General features: G+C 52.7%; 13 protein-coding genes. 12 read left to right on the top strand and 1 reads right to left on the bottom strand.

Translation table 11 applies throughout. The annotated features are described in order from the left end of the window. Positions 1 to 27: 27 nt before the first annotated feature. The 12 genes from WDO70_08930 to WDO70_08875 all read left to right on the top strand — a co-directional run bounded on the left by WDO70_08930 (position 28) and on the right by WDO70_08875 (position 14,564). Positions 28 to 1,002 carry a PhzF family phenazine biosynthesis isomerase gene (locus tag WDO70_08930; GenBank protein MEJ0063307.1) on the top strand — a complete coding sequence of 325 codons (975 nt, stop codon included), beginning with the start codon at positions 28 to 30 and terminating at the stop codon, positions 1,000 to 1,002. A 20-nt stretch (positions 1,003 to 1,022) separates the two neighbouring features. Next, the gene (locus WDO70_08925; protein MEJ0063306.1) at positions 1,023 to 2,189 is read left to right on the top strand and encodes a D-alanine--D-alanine ligase family protein; all 1,167 of its coding nucleotides are present in this window, start codon (positions 1,023 to 1,025) and stop codon (positions 2,187 to 2,189) included. Positions 2,190 to 2,346: 157 nt separating this feature from the next. Beyond that, on the top strand, positions 2,347 to 3,138 hold the full coding sequence (locus WDO70_08920; GenBank protein ID MEJ0063305.1) for a M15 family metallopeptidase: 792 nt from the start codon (positions 2,347 to 2,349) through the stop codon (positions 3,136 to 3,138). 53 nt (positions 3,139 to 3,191) lie between these two features. Beyond that, positions 3,192 to 3,884 carry an amino acid racemase gene (locus tag WDO70_08915; GenBank protein MEJ0063304.1) on the top strand — a complete coding sequence of 231 codons (693 nt, stop codon included), beginning with the start codon at positions 3,192 to 3,194 and terminating at the stop codon, positions 3,882 to 3,884. A 159-nt stretch (positions 3,885 to 4,043) separates the two neighbouring features. Next, positions 4,044 to 4,856: a hypothetical protein gene (locus WDO70_08910; protein ID MEJ0063303.1), complete on the top strand. Its 813-nt coding sequence runs from the start codon at positions 4,044 to 4,046 to the stop codon at positions 4,854 to 4,856. Positions 4,857 to 4,926: 70 nt separating this feature from the next. Beyond that, the gene (locus WDO70_08905) at positions 4,927 to 6,825 is read left to right on the top strand and encodes a hypothetical protein (GenBank protein MEJ0063302.1); all 1,899 of its coding nucleotides are present in this window, start codon (positions 4,927 to 4,929) and stop codon (positions 6,823 to 6,825) included. Between the two features lie 3 nt (positions 6,826 to 6,828). Continuing rightward, the gene (locus tag WDO70_08900) at positions 6,829 to 7,332 is read left to right on the top strand and encodes a hypothetical protein (GenBank protein ID MEJ0063301.1); all 504 of its coding nucleotides are present in this window, start codon (positions 6,829 to 6,831) and stop codon (positions 7,330 to 7,332) included. A gap of 61 nt (positions 7,333 to 7,393) precedes the next feature. Continuing rightward, positions 7,394 to 10,372, top strand: coding sequence for a hypothetical protein (locus tag WDO70_08895; GenBank protein MEJ0063300.1), 2,979 nt, complete (start codon positions 7,394 to 7,396; stop codon positions 10,370 to 10,372). A gap of 59 nt (positions 10,373 to 10,431) precedes the next feature. Further along, positions 10,432 to 11,178, top strand: a complete 747-nt coding sequence (locus tag WDO70_08890) for a helicase C-terminal domain-containing protein (GenBank protein ID MEJ0063299.1) — start codon at positions 10,432 to 10,434, stop codon at positions 11,176 to 11,178. An 836-nt stretch (positions 11,179 to 12,014) separates the two neighbouring features. Continuing rightward, entirely contained in the window at positions 12,015 to 13,124 is a 1,110-nt protein-coding gene (locus WDO70_08885; protein MEJ0063298.1) for a hypothetical protein, read from the top strand. A gap of 231 nt (positions 13,125 to 13,355) precedes the next feature. Continuing rightward, positions 13,356 to 13,718: a hypothetical protein gene (locus WDO70_08880; GenBank protein ID MEJ0063297.1), complete on the top strand. Its 363-nt coding sequence runs from the start codon at positions 13,356 to 13,358 to the stop codon at positions 13,716 to 13,718. A gap of 453 nt (positions 13,719 to 14,171) precedes the next feature. After that, positions 14,172 to 14,564 carry a hypothetical protein gene (locus tag WDO70_08875; GenBank protein MEJ0063296.1) on the top strand — a complete coding sequence of 131 codons (393 nt, stop codon included), beginning with the start codon at positions 14,172 to 14,174 and terminating at the stop codon, positions 14,562 to 14,564. A gap of 79 nt (positions 14,565 to 14,643) precedes the next feature. On the opposite strand, the gene WDO70_08870 is transcribed toward WDO70_08875, so the two are convergent. Beyond that, positions 14,644 to 15,219 (bottom strand): hypothetical protein, encoded by a 576-nt coding sequence (locus WDO70_08870; protein ID MEJ0063295.1) that lies wholly within the window; start codon positions 15,217 to 15,219, stop codon positions 14,644 to 14,646. Positions 15,220 to 15,772 lie beyond the last annotated feature (553 nt).

Here is a 15,772-nt window from a genome sequence, read left to right as displayed (position 1 = left end):
TTCACTTATCAAAAATGGATATTGTATATGGATTGCCCCGTCCACATTTTGCGAGCCTTTACAAGTACAGCAGTTCCTGCGCTAGGCAATCCAGCTGGCGTTGTTCTCTTAGAGAACATGCCGGAAGCAGGGGTGATGCAGAGAATCGCAATAGAAGCACAGCAGCCAATTACTGCTTTTCTAGAGCCACGCAATGATGAGCGGTCCGAATTTAATATAAGATATTACGACCTTAATGGGCGAGAATGTCATATATGTGGACACGCGACGCTCGCCGCAGTCGCTCAATTGAAGAGAATGACAAAAACTTTGGATGGAAAGGACATAACTTTTTATTTAAATCCAGAGCAGTTTGCAGGGCATGAAAGATATATCAAGGGTCATATTTATGGTGAAAGCCTGGGCCTCGATATGCGAGCAGACACTTTAAAATATATGTCCGATTTCTTGCTATATGAGAAGGTGGCCTCCGTTCTAAACGTAGGTATTTTAAGTATCAATTCTATCGCGTTTTCTCCGCATCATAGAGATTATATCGTCGAATTGGACAATGCTGAAACGCTTCTGCATGCGAAGCCTGATTTTGAAGCCATGAAGATCATGGCAGCAAAAGGCCCTTTTAAACATGAGGGGATGATAACATCTTGCTTAGCTCCGCCAAAATCAGCATGTGACCTTCATGTGCGCGTTTTTCTTCCAATTAGTGGAGTCAATGAAGACATTGCATGCGGCTCAAGCAGTGCTTTGCTTGCTCCATATTGGAAGCAGAGGGGACTCAATTCTTCCACAAACACATATCGGATACTCTCCGTTTTCTCAGAGGGCCCGGAAGGTCACATAGGTGGCGTGCAGAAAGTTGCCCTTCTTCCTGAACAGCAAACCGTGGCTATAACGGCACAAGCTAGGCATGAACGCGACTTGCTGGTTACCCTTGACAATCTCGTGCCCAATAGACCCGAATATCGCAACAAGGTTTACACTGTTCTGACGTTCAAAAAATAATGTAGATAGAGGAGCTCGCTATGTCTATAGATCGCCCCATAAGAGTTGGATTTATTTTCGGCGGCACGAGCGCCGAACATGAGGTTAGCCTTGCCAGCACTAAATCCATTTTAGAAAATATCGATCCAAGCCGTATACAGGGTACATTATTCGGCATCTCGAAGGATGGAAACTGGCTAATTGGGCCTGGCGCGTGGTGGCAACTTTATATGCAGACAGATAGCGCCATGCTGCCTTTCAAAATACGGAATCTGCCCCCTCCTTCTGTTGCGTCTCCCGTCGAAACGTTTTCCGGCTTTCCTTCTGCCGAGCATTTTGCGGGCGTGGACTGTCTATTTCCAATTACCCATGGCTCACATGGTGAAGATGGAATTCTGCAGGGGTTTCTATCCATGACCCACAAGCCTGTGGTCGGTTGTGGCGTGCTGCCATCGGCGATTGCGTATGATAAAGCAGCAACCAAGAGGATTGTCCGGAGTGCCGACGTCCCTGTTGTCAAAGACCTAATTGTGTCGGCGCAGGAAGCGAAAGAAAGTCTTGTTGAGGTCTGCAATCACATCACTTCTTCTTTTGGTCACAACAACCTTTTCGTAAAACCCGTATGCGGTGGTTCAAGTATAGGAGCTTCCCGAGTTAAAACTTTTGATGAGCTTGGCGATGCCTTGCAACTGGCCTTTAAGCATGATGGTTCAGCGCTTGTGGAGCAATATATAGATCAAATCGAACTTATGGTTGGCGTTGTTGGTAATGGCAAGAATCTGATCGTTTCCCCATCTGCTATGTCTCAGCCTCGATCCGATAGTTTCGATTCCTATGATGACAAATATATTCTTGAAACGGTGCCTCCCATCATTTGCCCGTCTGCCATTCCACGGGACATTGAATTACAAGTTCAGGATATGGCAAAAAAGGTATACCAAGCCATAGAATGCCGCGGGTTTGCCCGTATAGATTTTTTTCTGGATAGAGGAACATCTCAACTCTATCTTAATGAGGTCAACACAATACCTGGCTTTACCGCCTCTAGCGTTTTCCCCATGCTTATGAAAGAGGCAGGCCTTGAATACACGGAACTGTTAAATCACATTATTAACTTGGCCGTGACCCCAGAATCAGCGTTTGCAATGCCTGCTCGTCCTTCTGAACAAGGAGGAAAAATAAGTCTCGTTAAAAAAGATATGACATAATAGGCATGTGAGATGGAACTTAGGCACAATGCAGAATAGAAGATGCCATGCGTAGAAGAACAAAAGGCGCGCCCCAAACTCCCATGCCGCTAGACAAGGTGCATTCCGTATTCCCTTGGCTGAATCAGATTCCCAATGAATCATCGGCGCTGCTTACATGCTCCGTACCCATCATAGATTTTTCATTCCAAGAGACTTTTTCAAAGTATATTATATTGATTTCAATGAAAATCACAGTGAGGCTAAAGACCGATTGGTCAAATTTCTTGACTTAAACATCGCTTGCGAAAGTTATTACAATCGATCTGATGGGGATAACTGGCCTTACCTAGAAAAAATTGAAGGGGCCATGCAAGAGGTATGGGGGCGGGAAGCGGTTGCGCTCAAACTTCTAAGAGTGAATCAAATTCTGTCTAATTACGGACTCGAAGTTTACGTCCTGGATGCATATCGCTCGATTGAATGTCAGCGTGGTCTGTGGAGCTTCTTTACCAGAAAAGCAATGTGCGAAATGCCTGACTCTTCCGAAGAAGAGCGTCGACAATACGTTCTAAACTATGTTTCTGATCCGAGTATGTTTGCGCTCGAAGATTCCAGGACATGGCCAACCCATTCCACTGGTGCTGCCATTGATTTATTTATACGTCACAAAGAAACAGGAAGGTTGTTAGATATGGGTGCTCGTTTTGATGAAACGTCGTCTATAAGTCATAGCGATTTTTTTGAGAGAAAGCTTGTAGCTGGTGAGATTGCAGATAATGATGCGCGCCTTTGGAATCGGCGGCTTCTCCATTTGTCTATGCAACAAGTTGGATTTACAAATTATCCTCTGGAATTCTGGCATTTTGATTATGGGAACGAAATGTATATTCGTATGCTGCGCATGTTCCAGACTGTTAATGCGCCATCGGAAGCTTGGTATGGATACATGGAAAATCCTGAGAAATGAAAAGCCTCTTTAATCTGTCACCATCTTCGTACGACTTCGTCCCCAGGTGATTGATGAAAACCATAGGACTTCTCGGCGGGACGAGCTGGCCTTCGACCTTCAGCTATTATGAGTTGCTCAATCGCGCGGCGCAGAAGGCGCTGGGCGGGCATCATTCGGCGCGGATTCTGCTCTACAGCATCGATTATCACCCGATCAAAAGCCTTTATCATGACGGCTGGGATAAAATCCCCGCGCTACTGGCCGAGGAAGTCCGCTTCTTCCTCGCCAAGGGGCCGGACTGCCTCATCATCTGTAACAACACGCTGCACCGCGCCTTCGACCAGATAAGGGATAGCCTGAATATCACCATCCCAGTATTCCATGCCGGCCATCTGGCGGCGGAGGAAGCCCAGCGGCAGGGACACAAGACCGTCTTGCTGCTAGGAACGGCTTTCACGATGGAGGACGGCTTCTTCGCCAAATATTTCGAGGACAGGGGCATCAAGGTCATGATCCCCAATGCCGAAGACCGTAAGTCGATCCAGGACATTCAGTCAGAACTGGCGCTCGGCAATCTCGACCCGTCCTATCCCCGCATCTTCGCCGCGATGCTGAAACGCTATGCCGAGGTGGACGCCATTATCCTGGCGTGCACTGAGCTTCCCCTAGCCATCAACGAAACCAGCGCTCCCAAACCTCTCATCAATCCAATCCATTGTCAGTGCGAAGCGGCGGCGGGGTTCGTGTTTGGTAGTAGAAGATGAGTTTCATAATCGATTTTAGGAATTCAATATTCCACACTATTGTCTTTAAAAGGCGTTCGCGCTATAGTTGTAAATAAACAACCAATATGATTGCTCTTTGAGCGGTGGTACCTGCTTGAAGCGATGCTTAGATCAGTTTTTGCTAGCGGGGGTGGGGAGGTGAAGAAGCGCGAAGACCCATTACAACAATTGCAAAAGGCACGATTGGAAGCAATGTCAAATCGCAAAGTGCTGATCGAGCGCATGCGTGCAAAGCAGGCAAATCTCCAGGAGAAAGCGCCAGATGCCGAATCTCCAGAGCAGGCCCAATCAAAGTTTCATCAGCTGGATGTCCAAACCGTTATTCACGCGGCTGAGGAGCTACGTTTGATGAGCGTTGATGCCGTCGCCGAGGTGGCAAGTTTGAACCGTCCTACGATGGAATTGCTACGAGAGTTTTTTGAGGTTCTAAGAACCCGCCAGACTTCGGTTATTCTGCAGTGGCCTCACAGTCCCAGAGATGTTTCCTACCTTCATCCGTTGGCAATGTTAGCGCTTTTATGTGCGTCACCGACGCAAGTGTCTAAGGGGTTTAGCTGGTGCGAACGCGCGCCAACGCTGCGAACACTGTACTTCCCTTGGCGCGGCGGAGCCACTTCAACTCAGCAACATTCGTTGCTGGTGCGCCGATCAGAGATATTGAACCGTAACAAGTATCACCTCACTCGTAGGGAGGTAGAGGAATCGAGCTTTAGTGATTTGCGCGACAAATTTCATCTAACACTGGGGCATCTAAACGATCTCAAGAGCCGGGACAGGACAAAGCCACATTTGGCACACCCGACTCTTGGCGAGATGTATCCTGTCTTCATCGCCGATGGCGAAAACGGGACGTACTTCAAAACACCAGCGAACGATCTTTTTTTGCGCGTGCAGTTCGGGGCGGGGTTTGAAGGCTCAAACAGATTATCGGCCTGCCATTTGTGTGCCTGACTCAGCCCCCTATGGGTTTTATGCTGTTTCAAGCTCAGCGAATATCAAGCGCGCGCTCGCTGCGGGGCCGATGAAGAGCGCCACTGGCAGAGCGCCTGACATCTGCTTGCTGGACTTAGGACAGCCTGCTTTGACCCGTTTGGGTCTTGGCTGGGAGAAGGTTGTCGAGGACTTCGTAAATGAGCTGGCCAAGCGGCATCCAGAAGTGCCAGTGCTCGCAGTCACACAAGATACCTACATACAGCGCAGACTCGAAAAGATATTACGCCAGGGCAAAAAGACACGCCCACGTTCAACTGTTATCATCAGAACTACCAACAATCCAATCGAAGTCGATCCGCCGATCGCTATCACCTCTCAAACAGAGGCGAGTTTTGCAGTCGTGACGGGAGCAACGTCCGATGCCATCGCAGCCCTGTCTGAGGCGGCGCGCGGAAGTTCAGACCTAGTGCTTGCTGGTTTCCTTAGAAAAGAGATCGGTAGCATTCGCAGAGCATCAAGCATGCCTTGCGGACTCGCGGATGCGTACAATTTTCTGTGCGAAGCAGTTGGTCAAGCTCAAGCAGAAGCGTTCCTTGATCGTCGCTCGCGAGCAACTTTTATTACGCCGATCTCAATTGCAATCGATTCAGGCGTTGCGGGGACGGAACGCAGCCGACTGGTTGTTGCGCGCGATGCGGTCAACAAAGCGTTCGATGTTCTCGATAAAGATACGCCAGTGGGCTCTTTCTTGGATAGCCTTATCGATTCTGTTCTGCGAAAATCTAGCTGGACCGTAGTCGCCTTTGCCTCAGAGACGGATCTGCTTCTTGGTGAGCGCCGCCTCTGCAGCGATCCGGAAAACGGGACGCTAATGCGAAAGCGGCTCGACAAAGGCCAAGTGGCCTTGGTCAGTGCGCAAAATCTCGGCCTTGAGCTTTCAAAAATAGAGGCGTCTGGAAATAAAAATTCATGGAAACGCCTCATGTTGGTGGCCCCAAGTATTGAGTGGCTCTCCGCAACTCTGGTTCGTGCATGGCTTCCCGAAGAACTTTACGTCTTGTGCGAGCGCAACTTGGCGTCCCGCATGGGGCAAACACTGGGGCGCCTTGCTGAGCATCCGAGTTTGTCCGGCGCTGAAGCGCTCGCTCAGCGTCTAAAGCAGGTTCGAGACGCTGCTAACAAGGAAATCGAGGCGCGTGCAGTGCAAACTCTTGATCTTGAACTTGATGAGCGACCTATTACAACTACATCCGAAAGCGTCATTGATCTAACGGAGGATGATGGAGACGAGGATGGAGGAACAAAGCTCTCCATCGGGCTCACAAGCGGTCGTCAAATGCGCGCTAGACCATTCTCTGTACTGGTCCGCTACAACAAGAACGCTGAGTTTAACCCATTCGAGCGGGCATTGGCGAAAGACCTAAAGGCTGGCGATACAGTAGTCGTGCCTGATAGCGAGTTTGAAAGCGAAGTGCGCGCAGTTGTGCCCATCAAAGTGCTCGCAGAAGGTTGGCTAGACGTCTACCACGCCACGGTGCAGGCGAGCCTTGCACAAGTGCCCGGCGACAGTCTGTCTGCGAAGACGCGATGGATACACGGAAAGATTCAATCTTTTGGTGCTCGCACACAAAGCCAACAGGCTGTTGCTGGATGGCTGAAGGTAGAAGAATACAAACAGCTTCCGCCGGATCAGCGTCAACCTCACGCACCGCAGGCATTGCGCGAGTTTAACGCCTTCATGCAGGCGTTAAGCGTACCTGAGCAACTGTCCGAAAAGATGTGGCAAGTTGGAATTCAACAACTGCGGATCAACCGTCGCCGTGCAGGCTTGCGCATGGGCCAGGCATTCGTGTCGGTTCTAGTTGATCCTCACGGAACGGCATCGGGCCTCGGCCCTGAGGTTAGAGAAGGCATCGCACAACTTACCAAACGCGCCGTGGAGCACCTAGATGAGGTCAGCGATCTAAAAATGATTGAGGCAAGATAAGTGATGACCAATTCAAGCACGCAGACACTTCGAGCGATAAATTTGGAAGCATCCGAGCGCGAGCTGCACAAGAAAACGGACGCCGATTTTACCGAAGTGAAGGAAGCAATCGTTGAAGGCCTCCTTGGCCTGACCGAGCAGAAGTGCGTCGGAAGCAGCCCTGAAGGTGATGTTATGCTCGGCGCTCGCCCGTCGTCGAAGTTGGTGAGCGGCTTCCTCCTGCCGCGATACGATCAAGCTGGTGAGGACGACACCAGTGATATCCATATCGCGACAATGGGCATGGATCTGCAGGTCCACTCCAATCAATCTGGATCGATTGAGCTGCGACCACAGCTCGCGATTTACGTTCGCGAGTTGCCTTCATGGGAGGAGATATCAAGCCCAGACAACGACATGATGCCGCCCGTGCAGCTCTCGCGGGAGACGCGACAGCGCGTGGAGCAACGTGCTCGCGACCTCATTCAAGAGCAAATTGGCGAGCTGCCCGCCACTTCCGGCAGATGAGGACCTGGAAAAAGCTGGAGAGGCAATAGTTCGTGCCGAAGTCAGTCATGAAGCGGCAGATATGTCCGAAGAATCCCGTCAGGTCGGTGATGCAGAGACGCCGGACAGCAAGGGCATTGCCAGAGCTGCGGCTGAGGCTTTAGAGAGAGCAGATCGTTCGGCTCGCGCCTATCAACGACAAGGAGCAGATCGCAGTGAAGCGCGTGAGCGCCGCGTGGAAGCAATCTCCGCGATCCGCAAAGCCGCGTTCGATCAGGCGTTCCGTGAACTCGGAATAAATTTGGTGGATGCGCGCACGGGTGCAGTTGCTAGGCCAATTGAATCGAACGATATTGTTGACCTTCCGAACAGCGATGTGACCGAACTGGGCGTCGAGGACTCGGCTGAGGCTGGCGCGACCGCCGAAACTCCGTCGCCATCGGAACAAGCAGAACAAGAAGAAGGACCGCCGCCTGCTTCCGGGGCATTGATGCCACTCAGACAAGATGCCGGAAGCATCGCTGACAACTTTGCTGCGCCTCAACAAATTCCGCAGAAGTGGCGTAAAATTCCGCTTTCTCTCGGAGCTATCGAATTCGATGTCGGCGATCCTGATTCTCAGCAGTCCGCAATGGATGAGTTTGAGCAGAAACTGGCTGCGGATGTTCAAGATAAAATAGTGGCATGGCTTGCATCCGAAGCCGGCCAAAACAACGCGTATCGCCCTAACGAGCGCGTCCTGCCCAGCAACTTCGCGACCGAAGAATCGTGGAATCGGTACCTAACTGCCTTAAGGACGCGTCGAGTGGCGGTCGTTGATGATGTTAAGCCAACGCTCACCGGCCTCAAGTTAATAATAGACATTGCCGAAGACTATGTTGATGAAAGTCGTGCAAACGTACGGCTGGCTATTCAGAACGATGCAGCGCTTCCTTCTGGGCGGGACGCCAATGCATTCGAGCATGCAATCTTTCAAGTACAACTCGACGCTTTAGTGCCGACGGCATTGCATAAGTCACTTAACTTGGATCGGGTGCGGCCTTCATACAGATTTGCAGATTGGCTGACTTATCCGGCGATGGGGTTGAACTGCGGGGTACGCCAATGCGAGTCTGTTGAGACCGTAGTGCATTTGGCGACCACGTGGACGCCGAAATACCATCAGCCGCGTATCGATCCAACAAGTATTGCGGGCATGCCAACGTCCTATACAGCGTTGTCTTCCGAAGCTACGCCGCTGGAAGATTTGCTGGCGTTGCCCACTGCGTACGAGGCGTGGATCAAGGCGCAGGCAGACGTGGACGTAGGCGCCGCTCTTCCGGAAGACCTTGCTGACACCGAGCGTACGGCTCATGCAAAAGATATCGCGGCATATCGAAAAGAAGCTGGACATATTCGATCGGGAATTGAACTTCTGAGGCGTGCCCAAGTTAGCTCTAGAGAGCTCCAGACTGCCAAGGACACCCAAGAGAGCGCGCGGTTGCAAAAGCTAGCTGTACCCTACGAAGCATGGCTTCGGACAAACGAGGCTTTCGCAGCGTATGGCGGTTCGAAGTTCACGGACTGGCGCCTCTTCCAGTTGGCGTTCATTTTGGCGCATATCCCGACACTCGTGTCGAGAGAGATACCGCAAGAGTTTGACGAACAGCGGGACGAATTATCCGCGAGCCTTTTGTATTTTGCGACTGGCGGCGGAAAATCAGAGGCCTTCTTTGGCTTGTTAATATACAATCTGTTTTTCGACCGTTACCGTGGAAAAGCGCGAGGCGTCACGGCGCTTGTCCGTTACCCGCTACGTCTTCTAACGCTGCAACAAGCACGTCGCTTAATGCGGATTCTCGTCAACGCCGAGCTTGTACGGCTTCGACACAAACTCGCCGGTTGGCCATTCGAATTGGGCTTTTGGGTCGGATCGGGAAATACGCCCAATCGCGCCGCGCAAGGTTTCGGCGGCGTACCGCTTATAACCGTCGCCGCGCATGCGACTGATCATTCTCTCCTTAATCCGCCTTCAGACGACACTGAGGTTGCAGAGAAAGCACGACGTCGGTCAGCAAAGTATATTGAAGCGCTGGAGTCCTACGACAAACTTCGCAAGTGTCCGTGCTGTGGCCATGTGACCGGTATGCGAAAATACCCGGCGCAACATGGCCGTATTGGGATCGTTTGTTTCAACGATCAGGGCTGTGATTGGAACAAATTAAACCCACCGTCACCGCACCGTGAGCCGCTTCCGTTCATCTTGACTGATGACACCATTTATCAGCGAGCGCCTTCCGTCGTTTTAGGCACGATCGATAAACTGGCGCTGTTGGGCCAGCATGATCGCACGATCAATCAAATTGCCGGGATGCTTGGCGTTGCGCGGTACATGGATCCGCAAAGCAAGCATCTTTTCTCGCCGAGAGGTAGGCAGGCACTTGCAAAGGCCGAAGACGACGGATGGACACGACTTCAGCCAGCCTTTGTTCAGGGGAGCATGGTGTTCCATGACCCGTTCCCCAGCCTCATCATTCAAGACGAAGGGCACTTGCTGGACGAGAGCTTAGGCACATTCTCAGGATTGTTTGAAACCACGCTGGAGCGTATACTTCTTGCGTTGGGCCAAGGCGTGCTTTCCAAGCAGGTCGCTAAGTGGCCAGCGGACTCATCCTCACCAGGCAGACCGCGCCTTGCTAAAGTGATTGCCGCGACTGCGACGATTTCTGATCCCGATCGGCAGCTCCGCGTACTCTACCAGCGTGAACCGCTTCGCTTTCCGTATCCAGGCCCCAACCTATATGAGTCTTTCTACGCCTCACCAAGAGTGCCTCGAAACACCGCGCGAGCTGAGCTAGCGCAGACAACTCCGGCCCGTCTAAAGCCAGAAAAGACTGCGCCGCGCATGCGCACTTATGTGTCGATCATGACTAATGGTCGTTCACACACGATGACGACTTCGGCCGTCGTTTCAGCTTACCATTTGTCTGTAACGCGGTTGTGGAGGCTTCTACAAAACGGACAAGCCAACGAAGCCGTTAAAAGACTTAGCTCCGTCCTGCGCGCCGACGACCGCCCGTAACGCCATTGAGGCAGGCGGCGCTAGCTCAACTATTGGCTCGCCCGGACGGGCTAAATGAATTGGCGACACTTATTGATCTGCTGCGAATTTCGCTGACATACGTCACGAACAAAAAAGGCGGCGACCAAATCATTGAGACACTCGCGGCGCAGGTAGAACGTGATCAGTGCAGCGACGGCATTGCTGAACTTGCGTTCACAACAGACTTGATTTCTGGGGGCGTCACTACGGCAGAAATTCAGGACGTTATGGCCCGTGCGGAAAGCGATACGGTTTCCGGCCAAGACTTTCCTGGACTTGGAGATGTGCTGCGCAATATCGTAGCGACCTCGGCCATTAGCCACGGCGTCGATGTAGATAAATTCAACGCGATGTTCTTCGCTGGCATGCCTTCAGATATCGCTGAATACATTCAAGCATCCAGTCGAGTTGGGCGAACGCATGTCGGCTTCAGCATCTTTGTGCCGACGCCGCATAGCCGTCGAGATCGGTACGTTGTCGAGACGCACGATCAGTTCCATCGCTTTCTGGAGCGTATGATCCCTCCACCTGCCGTGCAGCGGTGGGCCGACCGAGCCATTCAGCGCGTTCTGCCTAGCGTATTCCAGGCATTTCTTTGCGGAGTCGTCGAGCAAGATCTATTCGCGGCTGCCACAGACAATGCGAAAGACCGGGCGCGCACATTCACCACCGCAAGCGCAATCAAGGCCTGGCGGAAAACTATTCCGGGAGCGGCTACACTAAGGCAGTCGCGGCAATCACCGAGTTCGCTCTTGAAGCAATCGGGGTGGATGGGCGCGGTGTAAACGGCATCGGAGCCACGACACATGTCGATCACTACAGGCGCTTCGTGGAAGATCGCGTGTTGGGCGTTGGTGCAGCGTTTCACTTATCGCTCTGACTCCAGTCAGCTTTCAAAATTCTGGCGAGCATCGAAACGCCCACTTTGCGCAAACCAATGACGTCGCTCAGAGACGTCGATGCCGGAGGAGTTATTCTCGGCTCGGTGCACGACCCCCTGCGGCGTCCGTAACGTCCATTTGGAAGCGGTGCGGCAAGTCATGAAAATAATTCGCGGACAGCGATCAGCATCTCGATCTGAAGTCGATGCAGACCCCGCGCCAATCGACGTGGAGGATAGATAAAATGGCAGACGACAACGCACCTTCAGCCCGTCTGTATCCTCCACGCATGAGCCGTTCGCAGCCCCAACTCGCGACGTCTTACGCGCCCGGCGCGATGTTTACATGGGAGGGTGGAAAAGGCGCTTGCATTGCCGTCCCCGTAGAAAGTGGCGAGATAGATTTCAGCGCGAGACCTACTCGCCGGGACCAGATCATCGAAAATTTGGAAGAATTCTGCCAAAGCTGGTTGGCGCGTGGCTTTCCATTCAGCGGGATGCCCCGGTCTATGAGCTTCAGCTGCTTGACACATGCTTCTTCAATCCAATGCGCGCCGGGGTGGCAGGGATTGAGATTGGATTGGATACCTTCCAGCTCATGCGGCCCGATCGGATGGGCTATTTGCCGGGCCCGTTAGTGTATCGCTGTGACCACTGCGAGCGGCTTCAAGAATACGTGTCCTGTGCGCACCAGATCGCGGAGCCGCTTCCGACCCGATGCCCTGCGGAGGGGCATTCTGAGTGTCGTGGAAACAGCTTGATGTCATTTACGTGCATTGGTCAGGCGGGCTCGAAGGCTTGTCTCCCTACAGGTACACGGTTGGTGGGGATGGAGAGATTCGGAAGATTCCTAGATGCCAATGCGGCGTCGATGACTTCCGCCTAACGAAGCGTGGCAACCGGTTTTCGTTGTGGCGCTTCCGATGCTCTGGCTGCAAAGCAGAGCGCGAGGTTTTCCAGACCGATCCGTTTAGTCTGAACCTGCTCAAGACGCGTATGGACCAAGGATCGCCCCATCAGTGGAGTGAGATCAATATGGTTCCGGTCTCCTATCGCGCCTCGCCGGTTTTCTACGTGCAATCGGCTCGTTTCATTGTCTATGACGCAGACCCCGAAGTGGTTGCTCTTATGCATGAAAACCGCCGTGCGGACTTAGCCTCAAAGGTCGCTTCACTCCATGGCTATGGAGGAGCCGATCCCAGCGACAAAAGGATCAAGGAGCAACTAACGGCAAAGGGACGTGCCGCACTTTGGCCGCCTTACGAAATGTTGCGCCAACAGGAACTAGCCGCCCGGCAAAATGGGAATGTTGCGCAAGCGGATGCCTTTGGCCAAGCGGCAGGCATGACACTTGAAAGCTGGTATAGCTCTGGCGATGTCTTGCGCGAAGTCAACGCATCTCCCGCACTGATCTCACAGGTCGCCGCACGCCGAGACTTTGCCAAGCGATATGATCCAATGCGTAGTACGGTTGAGCATGATGCTCTTCGGAGAAGGAAAGTAGAGGTTCCCTCGCAGGCGAGCGACCTGCGCACTGCGCACCCCGACCTTTGCGCCGAGTACGGAAACCAAGACCTTCAAGCAGTGTACGAGACGCGCGTAGCACGTGCTCTGCGACGCGCGGGGATACAAGACGCGCTGCTAATCAGAAATCTGGACATGGTCGAGTTCTCCTTTGGATTCAGTCGAGTTTCAGCGGGACCGACAACGATACAAAAGGATCGCCCTATGCCGGTCCGTTTGATGGGATTCCGCCGCTGCCGAGTCACAGGCGCCCCATCTATGTTATCGAGCAGCAGAACGAGGCCATCTATGTTCGCCTTGAGCGGGATGCCGCGCTTCAATTCCTGATCCAAAATGGCGCGCTTGCAGCACCACCCTCTGGCTCTCGATCCATTGGTGCGGAACTCATCGAAACGTATCAGGACTTTACCCCCTTTTTACAGGACTTTGGCATTCGAGATCCGGCATCGCGTGAACGGTCACGGGATGTGTCCTCTATGATCTATCTACTGCTTCACACGATGTCGCACCACGTTATGCAGGGCATTGCACGGTTTTCTGGACTCGATTTGGGGCTCCATGAGCGAAGCCATTTTCCCAGCGGATTTAGCCTTCGTCGTTCATCGTCGAGGCATGACCGAAGATCTCGGCAACATCTCTTCGATGTGGCGAGATCATAACAGTGCGTTTTTGCACTACCTTGTTGATCGTCGTGAGCTTAGATGCGGCTCAGGCAGCCTATGCGATCACCGTGGCGGCGCATGTCCTGCGTGCGTTATGATTCCCGAAACGTCATGCATCGCAGGCAACCAACTTCTTTCGCGCGCAGCACTAATCGGTGGAAGGGCGCCTCTTTGGGATATCAACGAAACGCCAATAAAGGGTTATTTTGAGATCGTCCGTGAACTTCGCGCAATTGATGGTGCGGTCGGAGACCGATAATGCCGAACGATGCCGACGTTGTGCGTTGTGCTTCTCCGTGGCCCGGCCTTGCCGCGCAACTGTTGGAAGCATGGGTAGGGCTTGGCGGAGGCACTTGGGCAATTGAGCGACTTTGTGCCTCAGTGTCTGGTCTGAACGCAGGTGAAGGGGCCCAAGTGTTGGAGGGACTCGCGTTAGCGGGCATTTGCACCGCAAGCGCCGATGAAACAGTCTGGTCCACATCGCTCAACAGGGATGAACTATTACGCCTTTCGAGTGTACTGCGGGGTGCAGAGCACTTCAGACGGTTGCGCGTGGAAGTGCCGAATCTGGAAATTTGCGGTCACGATGCCGATGTCACCAAGTTTCCTTCAAGGCGAGCTTCCTGGGGCACTCGGTAGACCTGGTGGTTACCTTGCAACTCGTACCGCCTTAGAACGGGTGGCGATGTCTGCGCGTTCCAGGCTTGTAGTTATGACTCCATTTTTGGACCGTGGATTCGAATGGCTCCAAATGATTTTCGCTTCGTCTGCTGCGAGCGTTAGCCGCATATTGGTGCTTCGAGACGTGAGCAAGTACTCCGTCGAAATTGGAATCGAGCACTCGCACTGGTTACAGGCACTGCAGATATCCATTCACGACTATCACATGTCGCACCCTCCTGCAGCGGGTCGCGCACTACCGATCGAGACATTCCACGCAAAAATCGTGCTAGCAGATGATGGCTTGGCCTACGTCGGTTCCGCGAATATTCAAGGTTCAGGAGATGGAACGTCTCTTGAGGCGGGGTTTATCGTCGATGGCCGCGCCGCTATTCAAGTTGCTCGTCTTGTTGACGGCGTTCTTCGCGTCGCGAAGGCCATCTGACTGCGACGCCGAAAGAATGTCTGGGAATGTCGCAAAGAGTTTTCTGAGTTCATGCTCCTTGTTGATCTGAGGTAGTTGTTTAATCAGTTTCGGATCGGGGAGCGCGAGACGCTGCAATAGTTTCGCCGATACCGTGAAGCTCCCTGATACCAGTGGCAAAGCGCTCATTAACCGGCCCAGAGTTCAGAAGCTCTGCCAACATCCGTGAGGCGATCTTCGGTTTGTTGCTGCGGGATTCCAACACAATGACGTGGTTTTCCGCTACAAAGCCATTGCGCTGCTGTGTCAAAAACTCTTTTGGGACAGCGGCGGCATTGAGCCTACGCCTCTGATCTCTGTTGCTGGTTCGCTGAACCAGAACTGCTGGACGTTTGGTTGGGGTTCCAGGTGATCCGCCATACCAGATTGCGTTCCCTAAGCGCTTTGCGGCGCGGTGATCGAAGGATGCATCTGGTCGGATCGCAGACGCCCAGACCAGCGCTATATCTCTATTCTCTTTGGTCTCGTGCAAATCTTCGCGTTCGCGCGTAGGCACGACTTTTCCTACCCGCACATCATACCCGTAATCCTGAAGCGTAAAGGTGCGTGCTGCACGCTCCGGCGCGTCATCACGCTTGCTGACGAACACCTTGACCTCGCTTGCGGCGGGAAGCATCCAAGGTTCACCGCCAGATCGAGTTTCCGAACGTCCAACAGTACGCCTCACGCCGTTTGGCATCAATATAGCCAAGTTCGTAGGTATGCGATGTTGCTTTTTTCTGCTCGCTCTTGTGACGTTGCAGGGTGAGCAACAGATATCCTGAACGGCACCCAAGAATAAGTTATCTCGTTGCTCATGTAGATCGATGCTCACGACATTTGCGCGTGCAAGTATCTCTTCTCGAAGTCCCGAAAAGTATGGACCTGCCACAAAGCTTGTGGGGATCACCAAAGACAAGGCCGCCGCTCGGCTTCAGCCAATTCAAACTGCGAAGCAGGAACAGAGAATAGAGGTTGGTATGACCTCCGATATTTGCGCGCCCCGCGTGCTTGAGAATTGATGAAGAGAAATCGGAAAAACTTTGCCGTATGGCGGATTTCCAATGATCAGATCAAAAGAGGCATCTAACGATATAGTAAGCGCATTCGCGCATCGCACGACGTTAAGCCGACCCTTGTGAGCATAGTCGAACTCACGCTTTAACATCGACAGCAAGAGCGATTGAGAC

The sequence above is a fragment of the Alphaproteobacteria bacterium genome (assembly GCA_037200005.1).
Taxonomy (GTDB): domain Bacteria; phylum Pseudomonadota; class Alphaproteobacteria; order UBA9219; family RFNS01; genus JBBCGY01.
The sequence above is the reverse complement of the archived record's forward strand: the minus strand, read 5'-3'. Positions and strand labels throughout refer to the sequence as shown.

What these genes read in the sequence shown, in the direction of transcription:
- WDO70_08930 (MEJ0063307.1), top strand. Translation starts at nt 28, where the DNA reads ATGGATTGCCCCGTCCACATTTTGCGAGCCTTTACAAGTACAGCAGTT.
- WDO70_08915 (MEJ0063304.1), top strand. Translation starts at nt 3,192, where the DNA reads ATGAAAACCATAGGACTTCTCGGCGGGACGAGCTGGCCTTCGACCTTC.
- WDO70_08925 (MEJ0063306.1), top strand. Translation starts at nt 1,023, where the DNA reads ATGTCTATAGATCGCCCCATAAGAGTTGGATTTATTTTCGGCGGCACG.
- WDO70_08875 (MEJ0063296.1), top strand. Translation starts at nt 14,172, where the DNA reads ATGACTCCATTTTTGGACCGTGGATTCGAATGGCTCCAAATGATTTTC.
- WDO70_08920 (MEJ0063305.1), top strand. Translation starts at nt 2,347, where the DNA reads ATGCTCCGTACCCATCATAGATTTTTCATTCCAAGAGACTTTTTCAAA.
- WDO70_08870 (MEJ0063295.1), bottom strand. Translation starts at nt 15,219, where the DNA reads ATGCTTCCCGCCGCAAGCGAGGTCAAGGTGTTCGTCAGCAAGCGTGAT.
- WDO70_08880 (MEJ0063297.1), top strand. Translation starts at nt 13,356, where the DNA reads ATGAGCGAAGCCATTTTCCCAGCGGATTTAGCCTTCGTCGTTCATCGT.
- WDO70_08900 (MEJ0063301.1), top strand. Translation starts at nt 6,829, where the DNA reads ATGACCAATTCAAGCACGCAGACACTTCGAGCGATAAATTTGGAAGCA.
- WDO70_08905 (MEJ0063302.1), top strand. Translation starts at nt 4,927, where the DNA reads ATGAAGAGCGCCACTGGCAGAGCGCCTGACATCTGCTTGCTGGACTTA.
- WDO70_08895 (MEJ0063300.1), top strand. Translation starts at nt 7,394, where the DNA reads ATGTCCGAAGAATCCCGTCAGGTCGGTGATGCAGAGACGCCGGACAGC.